14 protein-coding genes are annotated in these 18,191 nt (G+C 59.9%); 12 read left to right on the forward strand and 2 right to left on the reverse strand.

Annotated elements, in window-relative coordinates; translation table 11 throughout:
• Positions 1-204: 204 nt before the first annotated feature.
• Positions 205-1,395, reverse strand: coding sequence for a M20 aminoacylase family protein (locus WCA53_RS01010; RefSeq protein WP_423904406.1), 1,191 nt, complete (start codon positions 1,393-1,395; stop codon positions 205-207).
• A gap of 165 nt (positions 1,396-1,560) precedes the next feature.
• Here WCA53_RS01010 and WCA53_RS01015 point away from each other — a divergent pair, with 165 nt between their 5' ends.
• Positions 1,561-3,639, forward strand: coding sequence for a molybdopterin-containing oxidoreductase family protein (locus WCA53_RS01015; RefSeq protein ID WP_423904409.1), 2,079 nt, complete (start codon positions 1,561-1,563; stop codon positions 3,637-3,639).
• 116 nt (positions 3,640-3,755) lie between these two features.
• Positions 3,756-5,429 carry a long-chain fatty acid--CoA ligase gene (locus WCA53_RS01020; RefSeq protein ID WP_423904413.1) on the forward strand — a complete coding sequence of 558 codons (1,674 nt, stop codon included), beginning with the start codon at positions 3,756-3,758 and terminating at the stop codon, positions 5,427-5,429.
• Between the two features lie 145 nt (positions 5,430-5,574).
• Here WCA53_RS01020 and WCA53_RS01025 read toward each other — a convergent pair whose 3' ends face one another.
• Positions 5,575-6,732, reverse strand: a complete 1,158-nt coding sequence (locus tag WCA53_RS01025) for a porin (protein ID WP_423904416.1) — start codon at positions 6,730-6,732, stop codon at positions 5,575-5,577.
• 305 nt (positions 6,733-7,037) lie between these two features.
• On the opposite strand from WCA53_RS01025, the gene coq7 reads away from it, so the two are divergent.
• The 10 genes from coq7 to WCA53_RS01075 all read left to right on the forward strand — a co-directional run.
• Complete coding sequence (gene coq7, locus WCA53_RS01030) at positions 7,038-7,682, forward strand: 2-polyprenyl-3-methyl-6-methoxy-1,4-benzoquinone monooxygenase (protein ID WP_423904419.1); 645 nt, start codon at positions 7,038-7,040, stop codon at positions 7,680-7,682.
• 389 nt (positions 7,683-8,071) lie between these two features.
• Complete coding sequence (gene mraZ / locus WCA53_RS01035) at positions 8,072-8,500, forward strand: division/cell wall cluster transcriptional repressor MraZ (RefSeq protein ID WP_423904422.1); 429 nt, start codon at positions 8,072-8,074, stop codon at positions 8,498-8,500.
• Between the two features lie 16 nt (positions 8,501-8,516).
• Positions 8,517-9,470, forward strand: a complete 954-nt coding sequence (rsmH, locus tag WCA53_RS01040) for a 16S rRNA (cytosine(1402)-N(4))-methyltransferase RsmH (protein ID WP_423904426.1) — start codon at positions 8,517-8,519, stop codon at positions 9,468-9,470.
• The gene (gene ftsL / locus WCA53_RS01045) at positions 9,467-9,811 is read left to right on the forward strand and encodes a cell division protein FtsL (protein WP_423904430.1); all 345 of its coding nucleotides are present in this window, start codon (positions 9,467-9,469) and stop codon (positions 9,809-9,811) included. Before rsmH ends, ftsL begins: the two co-directional genes overlap by 4 nt.
• The gene (locus WCA53_RS01050; protein WP_423904433.1) at positions 9,808-11,679 is read left to right on the forward strand and encodes a peptidoglycan D,D-transpeptidase FtsI family protein; all 1,872 of its coding nucleotides are present in this window, start codon (positions 9,808-9,810) and stop codon (positions 11,677-11,679) included. The genes ftsL and WCA53_RS01050 overlap by 4 nt, the downstream gene beginning before the upstream one ends.
• Positions 11,676-13,214 carry a UDP-N-acetylmuramoyl-L-alanyl-D-glutamate--2,6-diaminopimelate ligase gene (locus WCA53_RS01055; RefSeq protein ID WP_423904435.1) on the forward strand — a complete coding sequence of 513 codons (1,539 nt, stop codon included), beginning with the start codon at positions 11,676-11,678 and terminating at the stop codon, positions 13,212-13,214. Before WCA53_RS01050 ends, WCA53_RS01055 begins: the two co-directional genes overlap by 4 nt.
• Positions 13,211-14,620 (forward strand): UDP-N-acetylmuramoyl-tripeptide--D-alanyl-D-alanine ligase, encoded by a 1,410-nt coding sequence (locus tag WCA53_RS01060; RefSeq protein WP_423904440.1) that lies wholly within the window; start codon positions 13,211-13,213, stop codon positions 14,618-14,620. Before WCA53_RS01055 ends, WCA53_RS01060 begins: the two co-directional genes overlap by 4 nt.
• Positions 14,621-14,635: 15 nt before the next feature.
• Positions 14,636-15,805 (forward strand): phospho-N-acetylmuramoyl-pentapeptide-transferase, encoded by a 1,170-nt coding sequence (gene mraY, locus WCA53_RS01065; RefSeq protein ID WP_423904443.1) that lies wholly within the window; start codon positions 14,636-14,638, stop codon positions 15,803-15,805.
• Between the two features lie 39 nt (positions 15,806-15,844).
• Positions 15,845-17,356: a UDP-N-acetylmuramoyl-L-alanine--D-glutamate ligase gene (gene murD, locus WCA53_RS01070; protein ID WP_423904446.1), complete on the forward strand. Its 1,512-nt coding sequence runs from the start codon at positions 15,845-15,847 to the stop codon at positions 17,354-17,356.
• Positions 17,353-18,191: FtsW/RodA/SpoVE family cell cycle protein (locus WCA53_RS01075; protein WP_423904449.1), on the forward strand; the 839-nt coding region annotated here is incomplete at its 3' end. The genes murD and WCA53_RS01075, both read left to right, overlap by 4 nt.

Consider the following 18,191-nt stretch of genomic DNA (forward strand, 5'->3'; position numbering starts at 1 on the left):
CGTGAAACGACTCCACGCCAATGATAGTGCGGATACCCGTGTGAAAGTAGGTAATCGTCAGGCTCCCCTTTGCTAGCTCTAGCATCCGAAAACCCCACCCCGCAAAGGTGGGGTTTTTGCGTTGGACGATCGGACAATCGAAAAGCCATCAAAAAGCAGAACCTCAGAGCCGCCAACGCAATGGCGGCCCTGAGCCAATCGGCCTCAAACCGATAGAAATCTCTCCGCGAGCTTGACCCAATACGTCGATCCAACCGATAACAGCGCGTCATTGAAATCGTAGCTTGCGTTATGAAGCATGCACGGACCGACGCCATGCCCGGAGTCGCGATGACCCCCTTCGCCATTGCCCAGGAACGCATAGCATCCCGGCTTTGCAAGCAGCATGAATGAGAAGTCCTCCGCGCCCATGGTCGGTTCGACGGAAGTGTCGACATTCTGCGCGCCCACCACATCCTGCATCACTGACGCCGCGAACTGCGTTTGTTCGGGGTCGTTGATGGTCGGCGGATAGTTCCGTCGAAAATCGACCACTGCTTTGCACTCGTACGCAGCCGCCGTCGATTCTGCAATCGTTCGCATCCGGCGCTCTATCAAATCGAGCGTTTCAACCGTAAATGTGCGCACAGTGCCACCGAGCCACGCTTCATCGGGAACAACGTTCACTGCATCGCCGGCGTGAATTTGCGTAATCGATAGCACTGCGGTATCGATTGGCTTTTTGCTGCGTGTGATGATCCCTTGCAAACCGTTCGCGATCTGGACAGCCGCGAAAATCGGATCGTGGCCATTGTGCGGTAATGCCGCGTGCGATCCCGTCCCCTGGATTGTGATGCTAAATATATTGCTCGACGCCATCATGGGACCTTCGGTTACGCCGAAGTGGCGCGCGGGCATGCCGGGCCAATTGTGAATGCCGAAGACGGCATCGACGGGAAATTGCTCGAACAAACCATCCTTGATCATTGCCTTCGCGCCGGCGCCCCCTTCTTCGGCCGGCTGAAAAATGAAAACGATCGTACCGTCGAATTTGCCATGTTCGGCGAGATGCTTGGCGGCGCCCAGCAACATCGCGGTGTGCCCGTCGTGACCACATGCATGCATGCGGCCTTCGTTCCTGGACCGATGATCAAACGTGTTCATTTCGGTGATCGGCAGCGCGTCCATGTCGGCGCGCAATCCAACGCAACGTCCGCTTGAGCCCCGTTTCAGCACGCCTACTACGCCGGTTTTTCCCATCCCGCGATGGACAGTCAGTCCCCATCGCGCCAGATTCTCCGCGACGAGCTGAGCCGTCGCCGTCTCTTCGTAGCGCAACTCGGGATGCGCGTGGAGCGTCCGTCGCAGTGCCTTGATTTCCTCGTGCGACGCTTCGATTTCGGGAATCAGGTACATGGTATGGCCTCCATCTGACAAAAGCGTTGCGCGTCCCGTTGTTCGCGGGAAGACTTCCATTCTACGCCCGCGAATATTTATATAACTTCGAGGCAGTGGCCCTTCGGCAAGCGTAATAAAATTGGAGATTCCTTGGAATTTCACACGCTTTTACCGGATATTTGCATGAACGCTCCCGCCGAATTCGCCCGTGCTGTTTGTCCGCATGATTGCCCGGACACCTGCGCGATGCGTGTCACCGTAGTGAATGGCCGAGCGATAAAAGTAACGGGCGACCCGGATCATCCACCGACCCAAGGCGTGCTCTGCACGAAAGTGTCGCGCTATGCCGAACGCACGCATCATCGAGACAGATTGCTCACGCCGATGCGTCGCGTCGGTCGTAAAGGTGAGGGGCGGTTCGAGCCGATCGGCTGGGACGACGCGCTCAAATTTGCCGCCGGACGTCTGAACGAAATCGCGGCACGCGCGCCAGAAGCCATCCTGCCGTACAGCTACGCGGGCACGATGGGTCTTGTGCAGGGCGAAAGTATCGCGGCCCGTTTCTTCAACGTGCTCGGCGCGTCCCGTCTGGACCGGACCATTTGCGCGGCCGCCGGCGCCGCGGGATTGCGCTACACGTACGGCGCGAGCCTCGGCATGCACACGGAGTATTACGAGGAAAGCGAGTTAATCCTGATCTGGGGGGCGAATCCGATCGCGTCGAACCTTCACTTCTGGACCCGCGCGCAAGAGGCGAAGCGACGGGGCGCGCGCCTCGTCGCGATCGATCCGTACCGTTCGCTGACAGCGGAAAAATGTCATCAGCATGTCGCGTTGAAACCGGGAACCGACGCAGCGCTCGCGCTCGGCATGATGAACGTCATGATCGCGGAAGGACTGCTCGATCACGATTACATCGATGCACACACGCTCGGTTTCGATCAATTGAAAGAGCGCGCCCAGACCTATCCACCGGCCCGCGCGGCCGAGATTTGCGGGATCGACGAACACGTAGTGATTGACCTGGCGCGCGCGTTTGCGTCGACGAAGAAAGCGTCAATCCGCCTCAACTACGGCATGCAACGCGTACGCGGCGGCGGCAACGCGGTCCGCGCAATCGCCTGCCTGCCTTCTTTGACGGGGGCTTGGCGGGAACGCTCGGGCGGCTTGCTGTTGTCGTCGTCCGCGTGGGCGCCGGTCGACGAATGCGCGCTTGAGCGCCCGGATTTGCTGCCGGGATGGCCGTCGACGCTGCCGCGCATCGTCAATATGAATAGTATCGGGGACGCACTGCTGCGCGCGGGCGACGCGACGTTCGGCCCGAAAATTGAAGCGCTGATTGTCTACAACTCCAACCCCGTAGCGGTAGCGCCCGATTCGGCGAAGGTCGTGGCCGGCTTCGCGCGAGAAGATCTGTTCACCATCGTGCTCGACCACTTCCAGACCGATACCGCCGATTACGCCGATTTGATCCTGCCGGCGACCACGCAACTCGAACATATCGATGTCCACAAGTCGTACGGGCACACCCACGTGATGGCGAACTTGCCGGCGATTGCGCCTGTTGGCGAGGCTCGGCCGAACACGGAAATATTTCGGGGCTTGTCCAGAGCGATGGGTCTTACCCACCCGGCGTTGTTCGAGACAGATAACGAAATAGCGTCAAAGGCTTTTCGCTGGGACGATCCGGCGCTTTCTGGTCAAAGCTGGGAGACGCTCAAGGCAAACGGCTGGGCGCAACTCAAACTGGCCGAGGCGCCGTTCGCCGAGGGCGGATTTCGCACACCGTCGGGCAAATGCGAGTTCTTCAGCGAGCGTTTGCAGCGTCAGGGACTCGATCCGGTTCCGGACTATCTCGCGCCGTACGAGTCCGCGACTTATGCGCCCGAACTGGCGGCCCGTTATCCGCTCTCCATGATCTCCCCTCCTGCGCGGAACTTCCTGAACAGCACGTTCGTGAACGTTGAAAGCCTGCGTGCCACGGAGGGTGAGCCGCATCTCGAGATGCATCCAGCCGACGCCCAGGCGCGCGAGATCGTCGACGGCGAAATGGTGCGTATCTTCAACGATCGCGGGTCAATGCAGGCGCGTGTCCGGGTAACGAATCGTGCCCGGGACGGTCTAGTGGTCGGCTTGTCGATCTGGTGGAAGAAGCTCGCGCCCGATGGCTGCAATGCGAACCAGGTCACGAGTCAGGCGCTGACGGACCTGGGCGGATCGGCTACGTTCTACGACTGTCTCGTCGAGGTCGAGGCAGTGTGAGGCACATTAGCGAATAAGGATTGGAAGGTCGCGTCTAACCCGGTTGTGGGAACACGTTCGAGCCGTTACGATGCGTTTCGCACGATCATTCTAAAATTATAGGGAGGAGACGCCACATGGAAAAAATCTGGTTGAAGTCGTATCCACGAGGCGTGCCCGACGAAATTGATCCCACGCGGTACAACTCGGTGTCCGAGTTGCTCGCGGACAGCTTCCGCGCTAATCGTGAGAAGCGTGCGTTCGTCTCCATGGGTCAAGCGCTTACTTATGGCAAGCTCGATGCGCTTTCTACGCATCTCGCTGCGTGGTTTCAATCGCGCGGACTGAAGCCAGGCGCGCGCATCGCAATCATGATGCCGAACGTGCTGCAATATCCGGTCGCGCTGGCCGCGATCCTCCGCGCGGGCTACGTCGTCGTGAACGTGAATCCGCTGTACACGCCACGCGAACTCGAACATCAGTTGAAGGACAGCGGCGCCGAAGCGATTATCGTGCTTGAGAACTTTGCGCGCACCGTTCAGGCCGTGGCGAAGAACACGCCAATCAAACACGTCGTGGTCGCGTCGATGGGCGATTTGTTGGGTGCGAAGGGCTTGATCGTCAACTTCGTCGTTCGCCGGGTGAAAAAGCTCGTTCCCGCCTGGGATTTGCCGGCGCACGTCAGCTTCAACGAGGCACTTCGACAAGGCGAACGCATGGCGTTCACGCCGGTGAAAGTGAGTCCCAACGACATCGCGTTCCTGCAATACACCGGTGGCACGACTGGCGTGGCCAAGGGTGCGGTTCTTCTGCATCGCAATGTGATCGCGAACGTGCTGCAGTCCGAAGTGTGGCTTGATCCGGCGCGACACGCGCACCCGGATATCGATCAGGTCGTGACGGCGGTTGCGCTTCCGCTGTATCACATCTTTGCGCTGACTGTGGGCTGCTTGCTAACCCTCCGCACGGGCGGAATCGGCGTACTGATCGCGAATCCGCGCGATATCGCGGGCATGATCAAGGAGCTGCACGGCTTCAAGATCAATACGTTCCCGGCCGTGAACACGCTCTATAACGCGATGCTGAACCATCCGGATTTCGCCAAGCTCGACTTTTCGAAGCTGATCGCGGCGAATGGCGGCGGCATGGCTGTCCAGGAGGCCGTGGCCAAACGTTGGTTCGATGCCACCGGCACGCCGATTATCGAGGGCTACGGGCTATCCGAAACATCGCCGAGCGTGACGTGTAACCCGACCACCGCGACCGAATACACCGGCACGATCGGTTTGCCGTTACCGTCCACTGAAATCTCAATCCGCGATGACGATAACAACGAACTTGCGCCAGGCCAGCCCGGCGAGGTCTGCATTCGAGGACCGCAAGTGATGGCGGGTTACTGGAATCGCCCGGACGAAACAGCGAAAGTCATGACACCGGACGGCTATTTCAAATCGGGCGATATCGGTGTCTTTGACGAACGCGGATACGTGAAAATCGTCGACCGGAAGAAGGACATGATCCTGGTGTCGGGCTTCAACGTGTATCCGAACGAAATTGAAGACGTGGTCGCGAAGCTGCCGGGCGTGTTGGAAGTGGCGGCCGTGGGCGTGAAAGACGCGACCTCAGGGGAGGCGGTGAAGCTGTTCGTCGTACGCCGCGATCCCAATCTCACCGAAGCCGATGTGAGCGCGTTCTGCAAGGAGCGCTTGACGAACTACAAGCGGCCGCGGTTCATCGAGTTCAGGAGCGATCTCCCGAAAAGCAATGTGGGCAAGATATTGCGCAGGGAACTGCGCGACGGCAAGGTTTGAACGGTTAGCGGTACTGGGAGCCAAGCCTTCGCATCGGCAGATGTGGAGGCTTTTTTATTGGGCGCTCGTTCTACGAAGCCGACGCTTATAACGAAAAAAAGGCGCCCGAAGGCGCCTTTCAAGACAAGCGTGTTATTACGACTTATTAGAACTTTGCGCGGATGCCGACCACGGTAGCGACCTGATTCGACGTCGAAGACGCCGACAAGCCGTTGATGTTCGCAACAGCGGAGTGTCCGGTCGAATCCGTACCCGATGCGTGCTGATAGATAGCGTCGACATACAGGTCGGTACGCTTGGACAGGAAGTAGTCCGCGCCGATGACGCCTTGGTTGTACTTCGCGTCGTTCACGCCATAGCCCTTCGTGTAATCCCAAGCAGCGCCCAGCAACAACGCCGGCGTCAGCTGATACTTGAAGTTCACTTCGACGTTGTTGAAGTTCGCGTCGCCGTTCAGGCCGCGCGGGTTCAAACCAGCTTGGCCTTGTCCGAGATCCTTGAACTGAGTGTTGCTGTACGTTGCGCCAACCGTTGCAGCGCCGAACGAGTAAGCACCGCCAGCCGAAACGACTTGCTGTGTCTTGGCCGATGCATAGCCCGAGTACACAGTGGAACCGGTCATGTTCGAAGCGGTGGCGCTCGACGACGCGTTGTTACCGAAGAACGAGACGTTCGGGTTCCTGACGTTCAAGTAAGCCGCAGCCAACGTGATCGGACCTTGTGCGTAGCCGACACCACCCGACCAGATCTGGTTGCGGTTGAATTCACCGGCAACACCGCCCAGACTGTACAAGCCGCCAAACGTGATACCCGAGTACGAATTGCTTGCGTACTTGATCGAGTTATTCACGCGATTCGAGTTGTTCATGTTGTCCAGGTCGCCCGGGTGCGCAGCGAAGTACGACGCCCATTGGCTACCCACTTCCAGCGCGCCGGTATAGTCGACCACGGAGTCATATTGACGACCGAGGGTAACCGTACCGAATTGTTTCGACCCAATGCCGACATAGGCTTGACGGCCGAATAAGTCGCCGCCTTGACCCAGCTTTCCGGAGTAGGCGTTGAAGCCGTTCTCCAACACGAACAGCGCGCTCAGGCCACCGCCCAGATCTTCCGTGCCACGCAGGCCCCAACGGTCGCCTTGCAGGTTGCCGGCGTTCGCTGCATACAACTGATGGCCGCCAGAATTATTATTGAATGCGAGGCCTGCATCGATAATGCCGTACAGCGTCACGCTGCTCTGGGCCTGCACGGCACCCGCGAATGTGCCCAATGCAGCTAGAGCGAGAAGCGACTTCTTCATTAACAAATCTCCAAGGGTGTTGAATCCAGTTGGCAAGGTCACTGTTCTTAGCGCCAGTGTGTTGACGTCCCCGCCGAATACTTCAAAAACGAAGTTGAACGTAATGTAACAAAGAGCTTTTGGACGACAAAGGAAAAGCGCTCCCGCCGTTTCGTTTACGCAACATGCGCTAAAATTGCCGGTTGATGGAATTTTCGCGACCCGTACGAGCCCTAGTTACAATATTTGAAGAGTACATAGTCGTTTTTTGATCGATTTTTCCATCAGTGCAGAATCGCTGAGGAGATCGAAACAGGAGTTGTGAGATGACACTCGATGAACTGATTTCGGAGTTCGATCGTGGACTCAGGTCCATGACGGGCGTGTCCCGGATGTCGCGTCCGGTACCCGAAGCGCCAAAGGACGCGACCGAATCTGCCGCTGAGACTGTTGAGTTGACTGCCGAAGAGGCGGCCCATTCTGCCGCGCTGATGCGCGTGAATCACGTGGGCGAGATTTGTGCACAAGCTTTGTATCAGGCGCAGAAGATCGCGACGAATTCGACAGTGCTTAAACGCGGCTTCGAAGAAGCGGCGCGCGAGGAAGAAGACCATTTGGCCTGGACGTCAAAACGCTTGCGTGACTTGGATTCCCGGCCCAGTTTCTTGAATCCTCTCTGGTACACGGGTTCCCTGGCCGTGGGTTTTGTCGCGGGACAGTTTGGCGATCGCGCGAGTCTGGGCTTCATGGCCGAAACCGAGCGTCAGGTGGAAAAGCATTTGAATAGCCATATGACCCGTTTGCCGGTCAACGACCACGCATCGCGCGCGATCGTCGAGCAAATGCGCGTCGATGAAGCGGCGCACGCGGCCGCGGCCATCAATGCGGGCGGGGTAGAACTGCCGTTTCCCGTGCGTGGGTTGATGCGCGCAATCTCGAAAGTGATGACTCGAACGGCGTACTATATTTAGTAATATCGACACGTTCCGCTTAAACGCGGAACGTCGGCTTTTTCGGTTGTCTCATCCGACCCGCAATATTCCCCCGCGTGTTTTCTTCACCTCGCCTGAATCCCCGGTTTCTCGACTCTTTTCACGTACTACCTTCACATTCCTCAGTACCTCGTTCATTCGTAACGATATTCATGATTTTCATCGTACTTTAGAGGTCGACGCTAAGTCCTTGTTCTAACAAACAAAATTAGTCAAAAAACGGCCTGGCGTATTGACCGGGCAAATCCGTTCCTCTAAAGTGGGAAATGGTGTGAGAAAGTGCATTTTTGTGTGATGCGCCCATCAGTTTCAGACACATTTCTACAAGTCGCGGCGCGTCGCACGCGTCGTGAAAGAGGAGAGGGCGAGTGTTCCAAGGGGCTTCGGCGCTATCTCTCGATGCGAAGGGACGGATGTCTGTCCCGTCTCGCTATCGGGAAGCGCTGCAAGGGCAATCGGAAGGCCGGGTGACGCTCACAAAGAGCCCGGATGGATGCCTGTTGCTCTTTCCTCGCCCTGAGTGGGAAATCTTCCGCTCGAAAATCGCTGCACTTCCCATGGACGCAATCTGGTTTCGCCGGATTTTTCTCGGCAACGCCATGGATGTTGACATCGACAGTGCGGGACGCGTGCTGGTTTCGCCGGAATTGCGCATGGCTGGTTCATTGGAAAAAGAAGTGACGCTGCTTGGCATGGGTAATTACCTGGAATTGTGGGACGCAACGATTTACGCCGAGAAGGAAAAGGCGGCGATGGCGCAGGGCATGCCCGACGCGCTGAAGAATTTCACGTTCTGACGCGGCGCTAATAGACATGGCACCTGCGAACGGAAACGAGTTGCAACATCGCACGGTGTTGCTGGATGAGGCGGTGGAGGCGCTGATTACGCGCGTCGACGGTACTTATATAGATGGCACGTTTGGACGGGGCGGCCATAGCCGCCTGATCCTGACGAAATTGAGCGAAGCAGGCCGCCTGATCGCCTTTGACAAAGATCCGCAGGCCATCGCAACGGCAGCACAGGTTCAGGATTCACGTTTTTCGATAGTGCATGAGAGTTTTGCCTCCTTGCGGGAAGCCGCGGCCGAGCGAGGTGTAGGACGGGTGTCGGGCGTGTTGCTGGATCTGGGTGTTTCGTCGCCACAAGTGGACGATCCGGATCGCGGCTTCAGCTTCAGGGCCAATGGCCCGCTCGACATGCGGATGGACCCAAGTCGTGGCGAATCCGCCTCGGACTGGCTGGCGCGGGCAACGGTGCAGGAACTGACGGAGGTTATTAAAAATTATGGGGAAGAACGGTTTGCTTTTCAGATTGCAAAGGCGCTTGTTGCTCGCCGGGCAGAGTCCGACCGTCTTGGGCCTCTCGTCACCACGGGCGAGCTTGCCCAAATCGTGGGTCATGTCGTCAAAACCCGTGAGAAGGGTAAGGATCCGGCAACCCGCACCTTTCAGGCTATACGGATTCACATCAATCAAGAGCTTGCGGAGCTGCAAGTAGTTCTGGACGCAGCATTGGCGTTGTTGGAGCAAGGGGGACGCCTGGTCGTGATCAGCTTTCATTCGCTCGAGGACCGGATCGTCAAGCGATTCATGCAGGCCCATGCAAGCGGGCCTGTGATCGACCGCCGCCTGCCGATTCGTGCCGCTGATCTGCCCAGCCCTCCGCTCAGGCTGATTGGCCGCGTGTTCGCGTCCGACGCTGAAGTGGCGGCGAACCCGCGCGCGCGCTCCGCTGTCATGCGCATCGCCGAGCGGATCGCGCCATGAACCGGCTCAACATTTTCCTGTTGATCATCGTTCTCGGCTGCGCGCTGTCAGCGGTGAACGCGACGAACAAGCAAAGGCAGATCTTCATCGAGGTGCAGCGGACTCAGTCGGAGGAGCGTCAGCTTCAGCAGGACTATTCGCAGCTTCAGTATCAACAGAGCGCGTTGTCGAAAACCTCGCGTATCGAAGAGTTGGCCAATACCTCACTCAAGATGCAGCCCGTCACCACGGGCCGTACGCAATACCTGAACTACGACCCGGCGACGTCCAAGGCCGAGGACGCACCGTTGCCGGCTCCGGTGCCCGCGTCCGCTCCCGCGCCAAGCGGAGCGAAGCGATGAAAAAATCCGCGAAGCAGAAAGGCGTCGCCTTCACGCCTAATCCAATCCTCTCCGTGCGCCTTCCCATGTGGCGCTCGAAGCTCGTCGTCTTCATGCTGTTCATGGCCTTCGTGGCGCTGGCCGGCCGCGCATTCTGGATTCAGGGTCCGGGTAACGCATTCTTCAAGAAGCAGGGCGAGAGCCGCTATCAGCGCACGCTTGAAATGCCTGCCACGCGCGGTCAGATCAAGGACCGCAACGGGCTCGTACTCGCGACCAGCCTTCCCGTGAAAGCGATCTGGGCGATTCCGGAAGCCGTTCCTGATGACCTTTCCGCCGACAAGCTCGGCGAGTTGTCCTCGCTGCTGGAAATGTCGCCGAAAGAACTGCGGGCGAAGCTGTCGATGGACAAGACCTTTGTCTACGTGAAGCGCCAGGTGCCTGTTGAAGTCGCGCAGAAAGTCGCAGCCCTCGATATCCCCGGGATCTACTCGCGCGGTGAATACAAGCGCTTCTATCCGGAAGGCGAGATCACGGCGCATCTGATCGGCTTTACGAATATCGAGGACAAGGGGCAGGAAGGCGTTGAACTCGGCGACCAGGGCGTGCTCGCCGGGACACCGGGGATGCGTCGCGTGATCAAGGATCGGATGGGGCACGTTGTCGAGGACGTGGACGAGCAGGTCGTGCCGCATGACGGCGAAGACGTGGACTTGTCGATCGACAGCAAGATCCAGTACATCGCGTATACAAATCTGAAGGCGGCTGTAGAGAAGTTCAAGGCGAAGGCCGGTGCGGCGATCGTGGTCGACGTGAAGACCGGCGAAGTACTGGCGCTCGTGAATTATCCGACCTACAACCCGAACGACCGCTCGCACATGACGGGCGAGGAACTGCGCAACCGCATCATGACGGATACGTTCGAGCCGGGCTCGATCATGAAGCCGTTCACGATTTCGCTCGCGCTCGACTTGCATCGCGTGACGCCGAATACGCTGGTGGATACGGGCAATGGTTCGTTCGTGCTCGACGGTGCGCGTATCACCGACGACTCGGGCTTCGGAGTCCTCACCGTGGGCGGCGTGATCCAGAAATCGAGCAATATCGGCGCGACCAAGATTGCGATGCAGTTGAAGCCCGAAGAGATGTGGAACATGTATACGAGCATCGGGCTGGGACAAGCACCGAAGGTGGGCTTCCCCGGCGCGGTAGCGGGCCGTTTGCGGCCGTGGAAAAGCTGGCGCCGGATCGAGCAGGCGACCATGTCGTATGGCTATGGCTTGTCGGCATCGCTGTTTCAACTGGCGCGCGCTTATACCGCGATCGCGCACGACGGCGAGATCATGCCGGTGTCGATTTTCCGCACGCCGGCGGATCAGCCTGCGACTGGCCCGCAAGTCTTCGCGCCGACCACCGCACGTGAAGTCCGCGCAATGCTTGAAACCGTGGTGTCGAAGGGCGGTACGTCGCCCGACGCGGCCGTGCCGGGGTATCGCGTGGGTGGCAAGTCGGGTACGGCTTACAAGCACGCGGCTCATGGCTACGATAAATCGAAGTATCGCGCGTCGTTTGTCGGCATGGCGCCGATGCCGAATCCGCGCATTGTGGTCGCGGTGTCCGTCGATGAACCGACGGCCGGCAGCCACTTTGGCGGTCAGGTATCCGGGCCGGTGTTTGCGTCGATTGTCGGCGACACGCTGCGTTCGCTCAACGTTCCGCCCGATATGGCCGTGAAGCAAATGGTGGTCTCCGACGACCCCGCTTCCGGCACGCCCGCCACGGACATCAAACAGCCGAACGCGACGACGCCCGGCGCGACCATGCCGAACGGGGCGAAAAAGATGAAGGTAACGACCAGTTCGAAGAATCACCCGGGAGTCGTTCGATGAGCGATTTCGCGAAGCTGAGCGCCGACGTCGCGAAGGCCGTGGCGTGGCTGCGTGCACACGCAGACGCCGGTGCGCAACTGCATGCCGATACGCGCTCGCTCAAACCCGGCGACGTGTTCTTCGCGTACGCGGTGGATGGCGCGGACAGCCGTCCGTTTATCGATACCGCCCTGGCTAACGGCGCGGCTGCCGTCCTGTATCAACCTGAAGGCTTGATTGGCCAGCCGGACGCATCGCGCGCACTGGGCGTCAAGGCGCTCAACGAATTGGCCGGCCCGATCGCATCGGCGTGGTATGGCGAGCCGACCGAAGACATGCTGGTCGCGGGCGTCACCGGCACCAATGGGAAAACCTCGTGCAGTCAGTGGCTGGCAACCACACTGTCGGCGCTCGGCACGCCGTGCGCGATCATCGGCACGCTGGGTAGCGGCATGCCGGGCAAGCTTGTTCACTCTGGATTTACCACGCCCGACGCGCCGCAACTGCAGCGCACGCTCAGCCAGTTGAAGGCGGACGGCGCCAAGGGTGTAGCGATGGAAGTGTCGTCGCACGCGCTGCATCAAGGTCGTGTGAACGGCACCAAATTCGATATCGCCATCTTCACCAATCTGACGCAGGATCACCTCGATTACCACGGCACGTTCAGCGCTTACGAAACGGCGAAGGCGCGCTTGTTCGCGTGGCCGAATCTGAAGGCAGCAGTCATCAATCGCGACGACGCAGCCGGCCAGCGCCTGATCGCTTCGCTTCAAGGCAAGACGCGGACGATCGCCTATGGCATCGATGAATCCGCCACGGCCGCGGCCGTACAAGCCGACGCGTCGCTGATTGCAAGCAACGTCCGCGCGACGACGATGGGCACCGCGTTTCATCTGGAGTCCGATTGGGGCAACGCCGACGTGGAAGTTGCGACGCTCGGCGCGTTCAATGTGAGCAACTTGCTGGGCGTGCTCGGCGCGTTGCTGGTGGCTGAAATTCCACTCACTGCTGCGCTCGCTCAAATCGCGAAACTCGAACCGGTGAATGGCCGGATGCAGCGTCTCGGTGGCCGTTTGCAGAATGACGAACCGCTTGTAGTGATCGACTACGCACACACGCCCGATGCGCTCGACAAGACGCTCGAAGCGCTGCGCCCGATTGCGCAGGCGCGCGGCGGCCAACTCATTTGCACGTTCGGCTGCGGTGGTGATCGTGACGCAACCAAGCGCCCGTTGATGGGCGCGATCGCGGAAAAGCGTGCCGATCACGTCGTGATTACCAGCGACAATCCGCGCGGCGAGGATCCGATGTCGATCATCGACCAGATCGCGGCCGGCTTTACCGATGCAACGAAGGCACGGCGTATTGAAGATCGCGCCTCGGCCATCTTGCAGGCGATCCGCAGCGCGGCTCGCGAAGACGTAGTCGTGCTTGCCGGCAAGGGCCACGAAGCCACTCAGGAAATCATGGGCAAGAAACGCGCGTTCTCGGATCAGGACCACGCTCGCCTCGCGTTGGCCGCGCGTGCCGGGCACCTGCGCGGAGGTGGCGAATGAGCCTTTTCACCTTACGGGAAGCCGCATCGCTGATTCCGGGCGCAGTCGTCTCTGGCGATGAAAACGTCGTATTCGAACGCGTCTCGACCGATAGCCGCACGGCCGGTCCGGGCGATTTGTTTGTCGCGATCAAGGGCGATCGTTTCGATGCCCACGACTTCCTGCCGCAAGTCGGGCAACGCGGTATTGCGGCGGTGCTCGTGACGCGCTTGCCTGACGGCTTCGCTATTCCGGCGCTCAAGGTCAAGGACACGCGAGCCGCACTCGGCGCCTTGGCGCATGGCTGGCGTACCCGCTTCACAATGCCCCTGGTGGCCGTGACCGGCAGTAACGGCAAGACGACGGTGAAGGAAATGATCGCGTCGATCTTCGCAGCCGCGGTGGGCGCAAGCGCGCAGCTCTCGACGGCCGGCAATTTCAACAACGACATCGGCTTGCCGCTGACGCTGTTGCGCCTCAACGAGACGCACAAGCTCGCCGTGATCGAAGTCGGCATGAACCATCCGGGTGAAACGCAAACGCTCGGCAAGATCGCCGCGCCGACTGTCGCGGTGGTCAACAACGCGCAACGCGAGCATCAGGAATTCATGGCGACGGTGGAAGCGGTCGCGCTCGAACACGCGTCGATCATTCATGCGCTTGGTTCGACCGGAACAGCGGTGTTCCCCGCCGATGACAAATACGCCAGCATCTGGCGCGTCGCAGCAACGGGAAATCCGATTCTCGATTTCGCGTTGAATACGGAGGCTTCGCAAGTGGAAGCTGCTGTGACTGGCACGCTGAACGGAACGACGGTACTTATCAGCACGCCGCAAGGCGCTATTGAAGTCGCGTTGCAAGTGCTGGGCGAACACAATGCGCGCAACGCGCTGGCGGCAACGGCTGCCGCGCTTGCCGCGCATGTTTCCCTTGCCGACATCAAGCGTGGCCTGGAAGCATTCGTTCCGGTGAAAGGGCGCCTGCAAGTCAAGCGTGCCGTATTGAACCCGTTTGAAGGCGCAACGGTTATCGACGATACGTACAACTCGAATCCCGATTCGATGCGCGCGGCCATCGACGTCCTGGCCTCGCAACCCTCACCGCGTGTTCTTATCATGGGTGACATGGGCGAAGTCGGCGACCAGGGGCCGGCGTTTCATCGCGAGGTGGGTGCGTATGCGGCGCAACAGGGTATTGAAGCGCTCTATGCCCTCGGCGACGCGAGCATCGATTCATGCACCGCGTTCGGTGCGGGTCAGCATTTCACCGATATCACTCAACTTCTTACCACTCTCATCGGCGCGGGCTTTGGACCCGACGCCACGTTTCTCGTGAAAGGCTCGCGCTTCATGAAGATGGAGCGCGTGGTGGACGCCGTGACGAGTCCACAACAACCCGCTGCGGGCATGACGCCCGCTGCGCACTGAAGAAGAAGGTCCAGCATGCTACTCGCACTCGCGCAATGGCTTCAGAATGACGCCAGCTTTCTGCGCGTGTTTACTTATCTGACGTTCCGCGCCGTGGGCGCCACGATCACGGCGTTGTTCGTCGGCCTCATCTGCGGACCGTGGGTGATTCGAAAACTGACTTCGCTGAAAGTCGGCCAGGCGGTGCGCACGAATGGTCCGCAATCGCATCTGGTCAAATCGGGCACGCCGACTATGGGCGGTGTGCTGATCCTGTTGGGCATCGCCTTTTCGACGCTCCTTTGGGCCGATCTCACCAACCGGTTCGTATGGATCGTGATGCTGGTCACGTTCGGCTATGGCGTGATCGGCTGGGTCGATGACTATCGGAAAGTCGTACACAAGGACCCGCGGGGCATGTCGTCGCGGGAAAAGTACTTCTGGCAATCGGTTATCGGCTTGTTCGCGGCCGTCTATCTCGCCTTCAGCGTGTCCGAGGCGAACAACGCGCGCGTGTTCGACTTGTTCATGGCGTGGGTGCGCAGCGGGTTGTCCATGGGCTTGCCCGCCCGTGCCGACCTGATGCTGCCGTTCCTCAAGTCGATGAGCTATCCGCTAGGCACGTGGGGCTTTATCGCGGTGACGTATCTGGTTATTGTCGGGTCGAGCAACGCAGTCAATCTCACCGATGGCCTCGATGGCCTCGTGATCATGCCGGTCGTATTGGTGGGCGCATCGCTCGGCGCGTTTGCCTATGTGATGGGCAGTTCGGTGTACTCGAAATACTTATTGTTCCCGCATATTCCCGGCGCCGGTGAACTATTGATCTTCTGTTCTGCAATGGGAGGTGCGGGCCTTGCGTTCCTCTGGTACAACACGCACCCCGCGCAAGTTTTCATGGGCGATGTCGGCGCGCTGGCACTCGGCGGCGCGCTCGGCACGATCGCGGTGATCGTGCGCCAGGAAGTCGTGTTGTTCATCATGGGCGGCGTGTTCGTCGCGGAAACGCTCTCCGTGATGATGCAGGTCTCGTACTTCAAGTACACGAAAAAACGCTTCGGCGAAGGGCGGCGCATCTTCAAGATGGCGCCGCTGCATCATCATTTCGAATTGTCGGGATGGAAGGAAACGCAGGTTGTGGTGCGCTTCTGGATCATCACGCTGATGTTGTGTCTGTTCGGCTTGTCGACGCTCAAGTTGCGTTGATGTCAGGTAGTCGATCAAGTATCAGGAAAAGGTAAAGCGATGTTCGGCGAGAAGTTCTTTGATCGGCAAAGTCCGATGGTGCTTGTGCTGGGGCTCGGTGAATCCGGCCTCGCGATGACGCGTTGGTGCGCGCGTCACGGGTGCCGTCTGCGCGTCGCCGATACCCGCGCCGTGCCGCCATACCTGTCGGAACTCGCCGTGCATGGCATCGAAGCGGAATTTGTCGGCGGTGAATTCACGCCGGCGCTGCTCGATGGCGGCGTGGAGATTGTTGCAATCAGCCCGGGACTGTCGCCTCTGGCTGACGATGTGAGGCCGCTCCTCGATGCCGCGCGGGAACGCGGTATCCCTGTGTGGGGTGAGCTGGAATGGTTCGCGCAGGCGTTGAAGTCGCTTGCCGCGAACGGCTATGTGCCGAAGGTGATAGCCATTACGGGCACCAACGGCAAGACCACCACCACCGCGCTCGCGGGCTTGTTGTGCGAGCGCGCGGGCAAGACGGTGGCGATGGCCGGCAACATCAGCCCGGCGATGCTGGACAAGCTGGCTGAAGCAATCGACAACGCTGCGTTGCCCGAAGTCTGGGTGCTGGAGTTGTCGAGTTTTCAACTCGAGACCGCGTATTCGTTCAAGCCCGACGCCGCTGCCGTGCTGAACATCACGCAGGATCATCTCGACTGGCACGGTGGGTTCGACGCTTATGCGGCCGCGAAAGGCCGGATCTCCGGCGAGCAAACCGTGCGCGTATTGAATCGGGACGACGCACGAACCCTGTCGCTTGCATCGGGAAATGCAGCGACGGTCGTGACGTTCGGCTTGAACGAGCCCAAGCGTCTGGGCGATTACGGCTTGCTGCGCGACAACGGCATCGCGTGGCTCGCGCAAGGCAACGACCGGGATTTCACCGATGAAGCCGCGCCCACGCGTCGGCGGAAAAGTGAAGTCGCCGCCGAGCCGCGTGTGTTTTCGAAGCGCCTGATGCCCGTCGATGCACTGCGCATTCGTGGCTTGCATAACGCCGCCAACGCGATGGCCGCGTTGGCGTTGGCGCGCGCGATCGATTTGCCGCTGGCGTCGTTGCTGCATGGATTGCGTGAATACAGGGGCGAGCCGCATCGCGTGGAAGTGATCGCGCAGATCGATGGCATCGATTTTGTCGATGACAGCAAAGGCACGAACGTTGGTGCAACGGTCGCGGCGCTCGACGGCCTCGCGCAAAAGACGCTGCTGATTGTGGGCGGCGACAGCAAGGGCCAGGATTTTTCGCCGCTGGCTGCGCCCGTGTCGCGCTGGTGCCGCGCCGTGATGCTGATTGGCCGCGATGCGCCACTTCTGCGCGAAGCGCTCGCCGAGACCAACGTGCCGCTGCACGACCACGCCACGCTGGAAGCGGCCACGCGTGCCGCGACGCTACTCGCGGAACCGGGCGACGCCGTGCTGCTTTCGCCGGCTTGTGCGAGCTTTGACATGTTCAAGAGTTATGTTCATCGTGCGGACGCTTTTCGTCTGGCGGTGACTGAAATTGCCGCGGAACGGGGAGTGGCGCTATGAGCTGGTCGGAGCGATTTGGATCAAAACTGTCCGGGCGGCACAACGCGATTGCCAACGACAGCGCGGCGCTAGGCGGCCGCGCATCACGTTCGACGGGTGCGGGCGGTTTGGACGGCCTCGGCTCGCGGGCGGCCGAACGCACGAGCGGAATTTCGAGCGCAGTGAACGGCGTGACGCCGATCCGCTCGCGCATGCTCGACTACGATTATTCGCTGATGTGGGTCACGATCTTGTTGCTGGGGCTTGGGATCGTGATGGTGTATTCGGCTTCGATCGCCATGCCGGATTCAAAGAAATACGCGTCGTACCACGACTATGCGTTCCTCCTCCGCCAGATCATGTTCGTGGTCATGGGTAGCGTGGTCGGCGTGATCTCGTTCCGCATCCCGACGTCGACGTGGGACAAATACGCGCCGAAACTCTTTGTGGCGTCCATATTCATGCTGGTGATCGTGTTGATCCCGCATATCGGCAAGGGCGTGAACGGCGCTCGCCGATGGATTCCGCTCGGCATCACGAACATGCAGCCGTCGGAAATCATGAAGCTCGCCGTGACCATCTACGCGGCCAACTACACCGTGCGCAAGCAGGAGTTCATGCATAGCTTCGGCCGCGGCTTCCTGCCGATGGCGGTCGCGGTCGGCTTCGTCGGCGCGTTGTTGCTGCTCGAACCGGACATGGGCGCGTTCATGGTGATCGCAGTCGTCGCCATGGGTGTGCTGTTCCTCGGCGGCGTGAACGCCAAGCTGTTCGGCGGCCTGGTGGCAACGGCCGTTGGTACGTTTGCATTGCTCGTGTGGGCATCGCCGTGGCGTCGTGAACGGATCTTCGCTTA

It is taken from the genome of Caballeronia sp. (genome assembly GCF_049581465.1).
GTDB lineage: Bacteria > Pseudomonadota > Gammaproteobacteria > Burkholderiales > Burkholderiaceae > Caballeronia.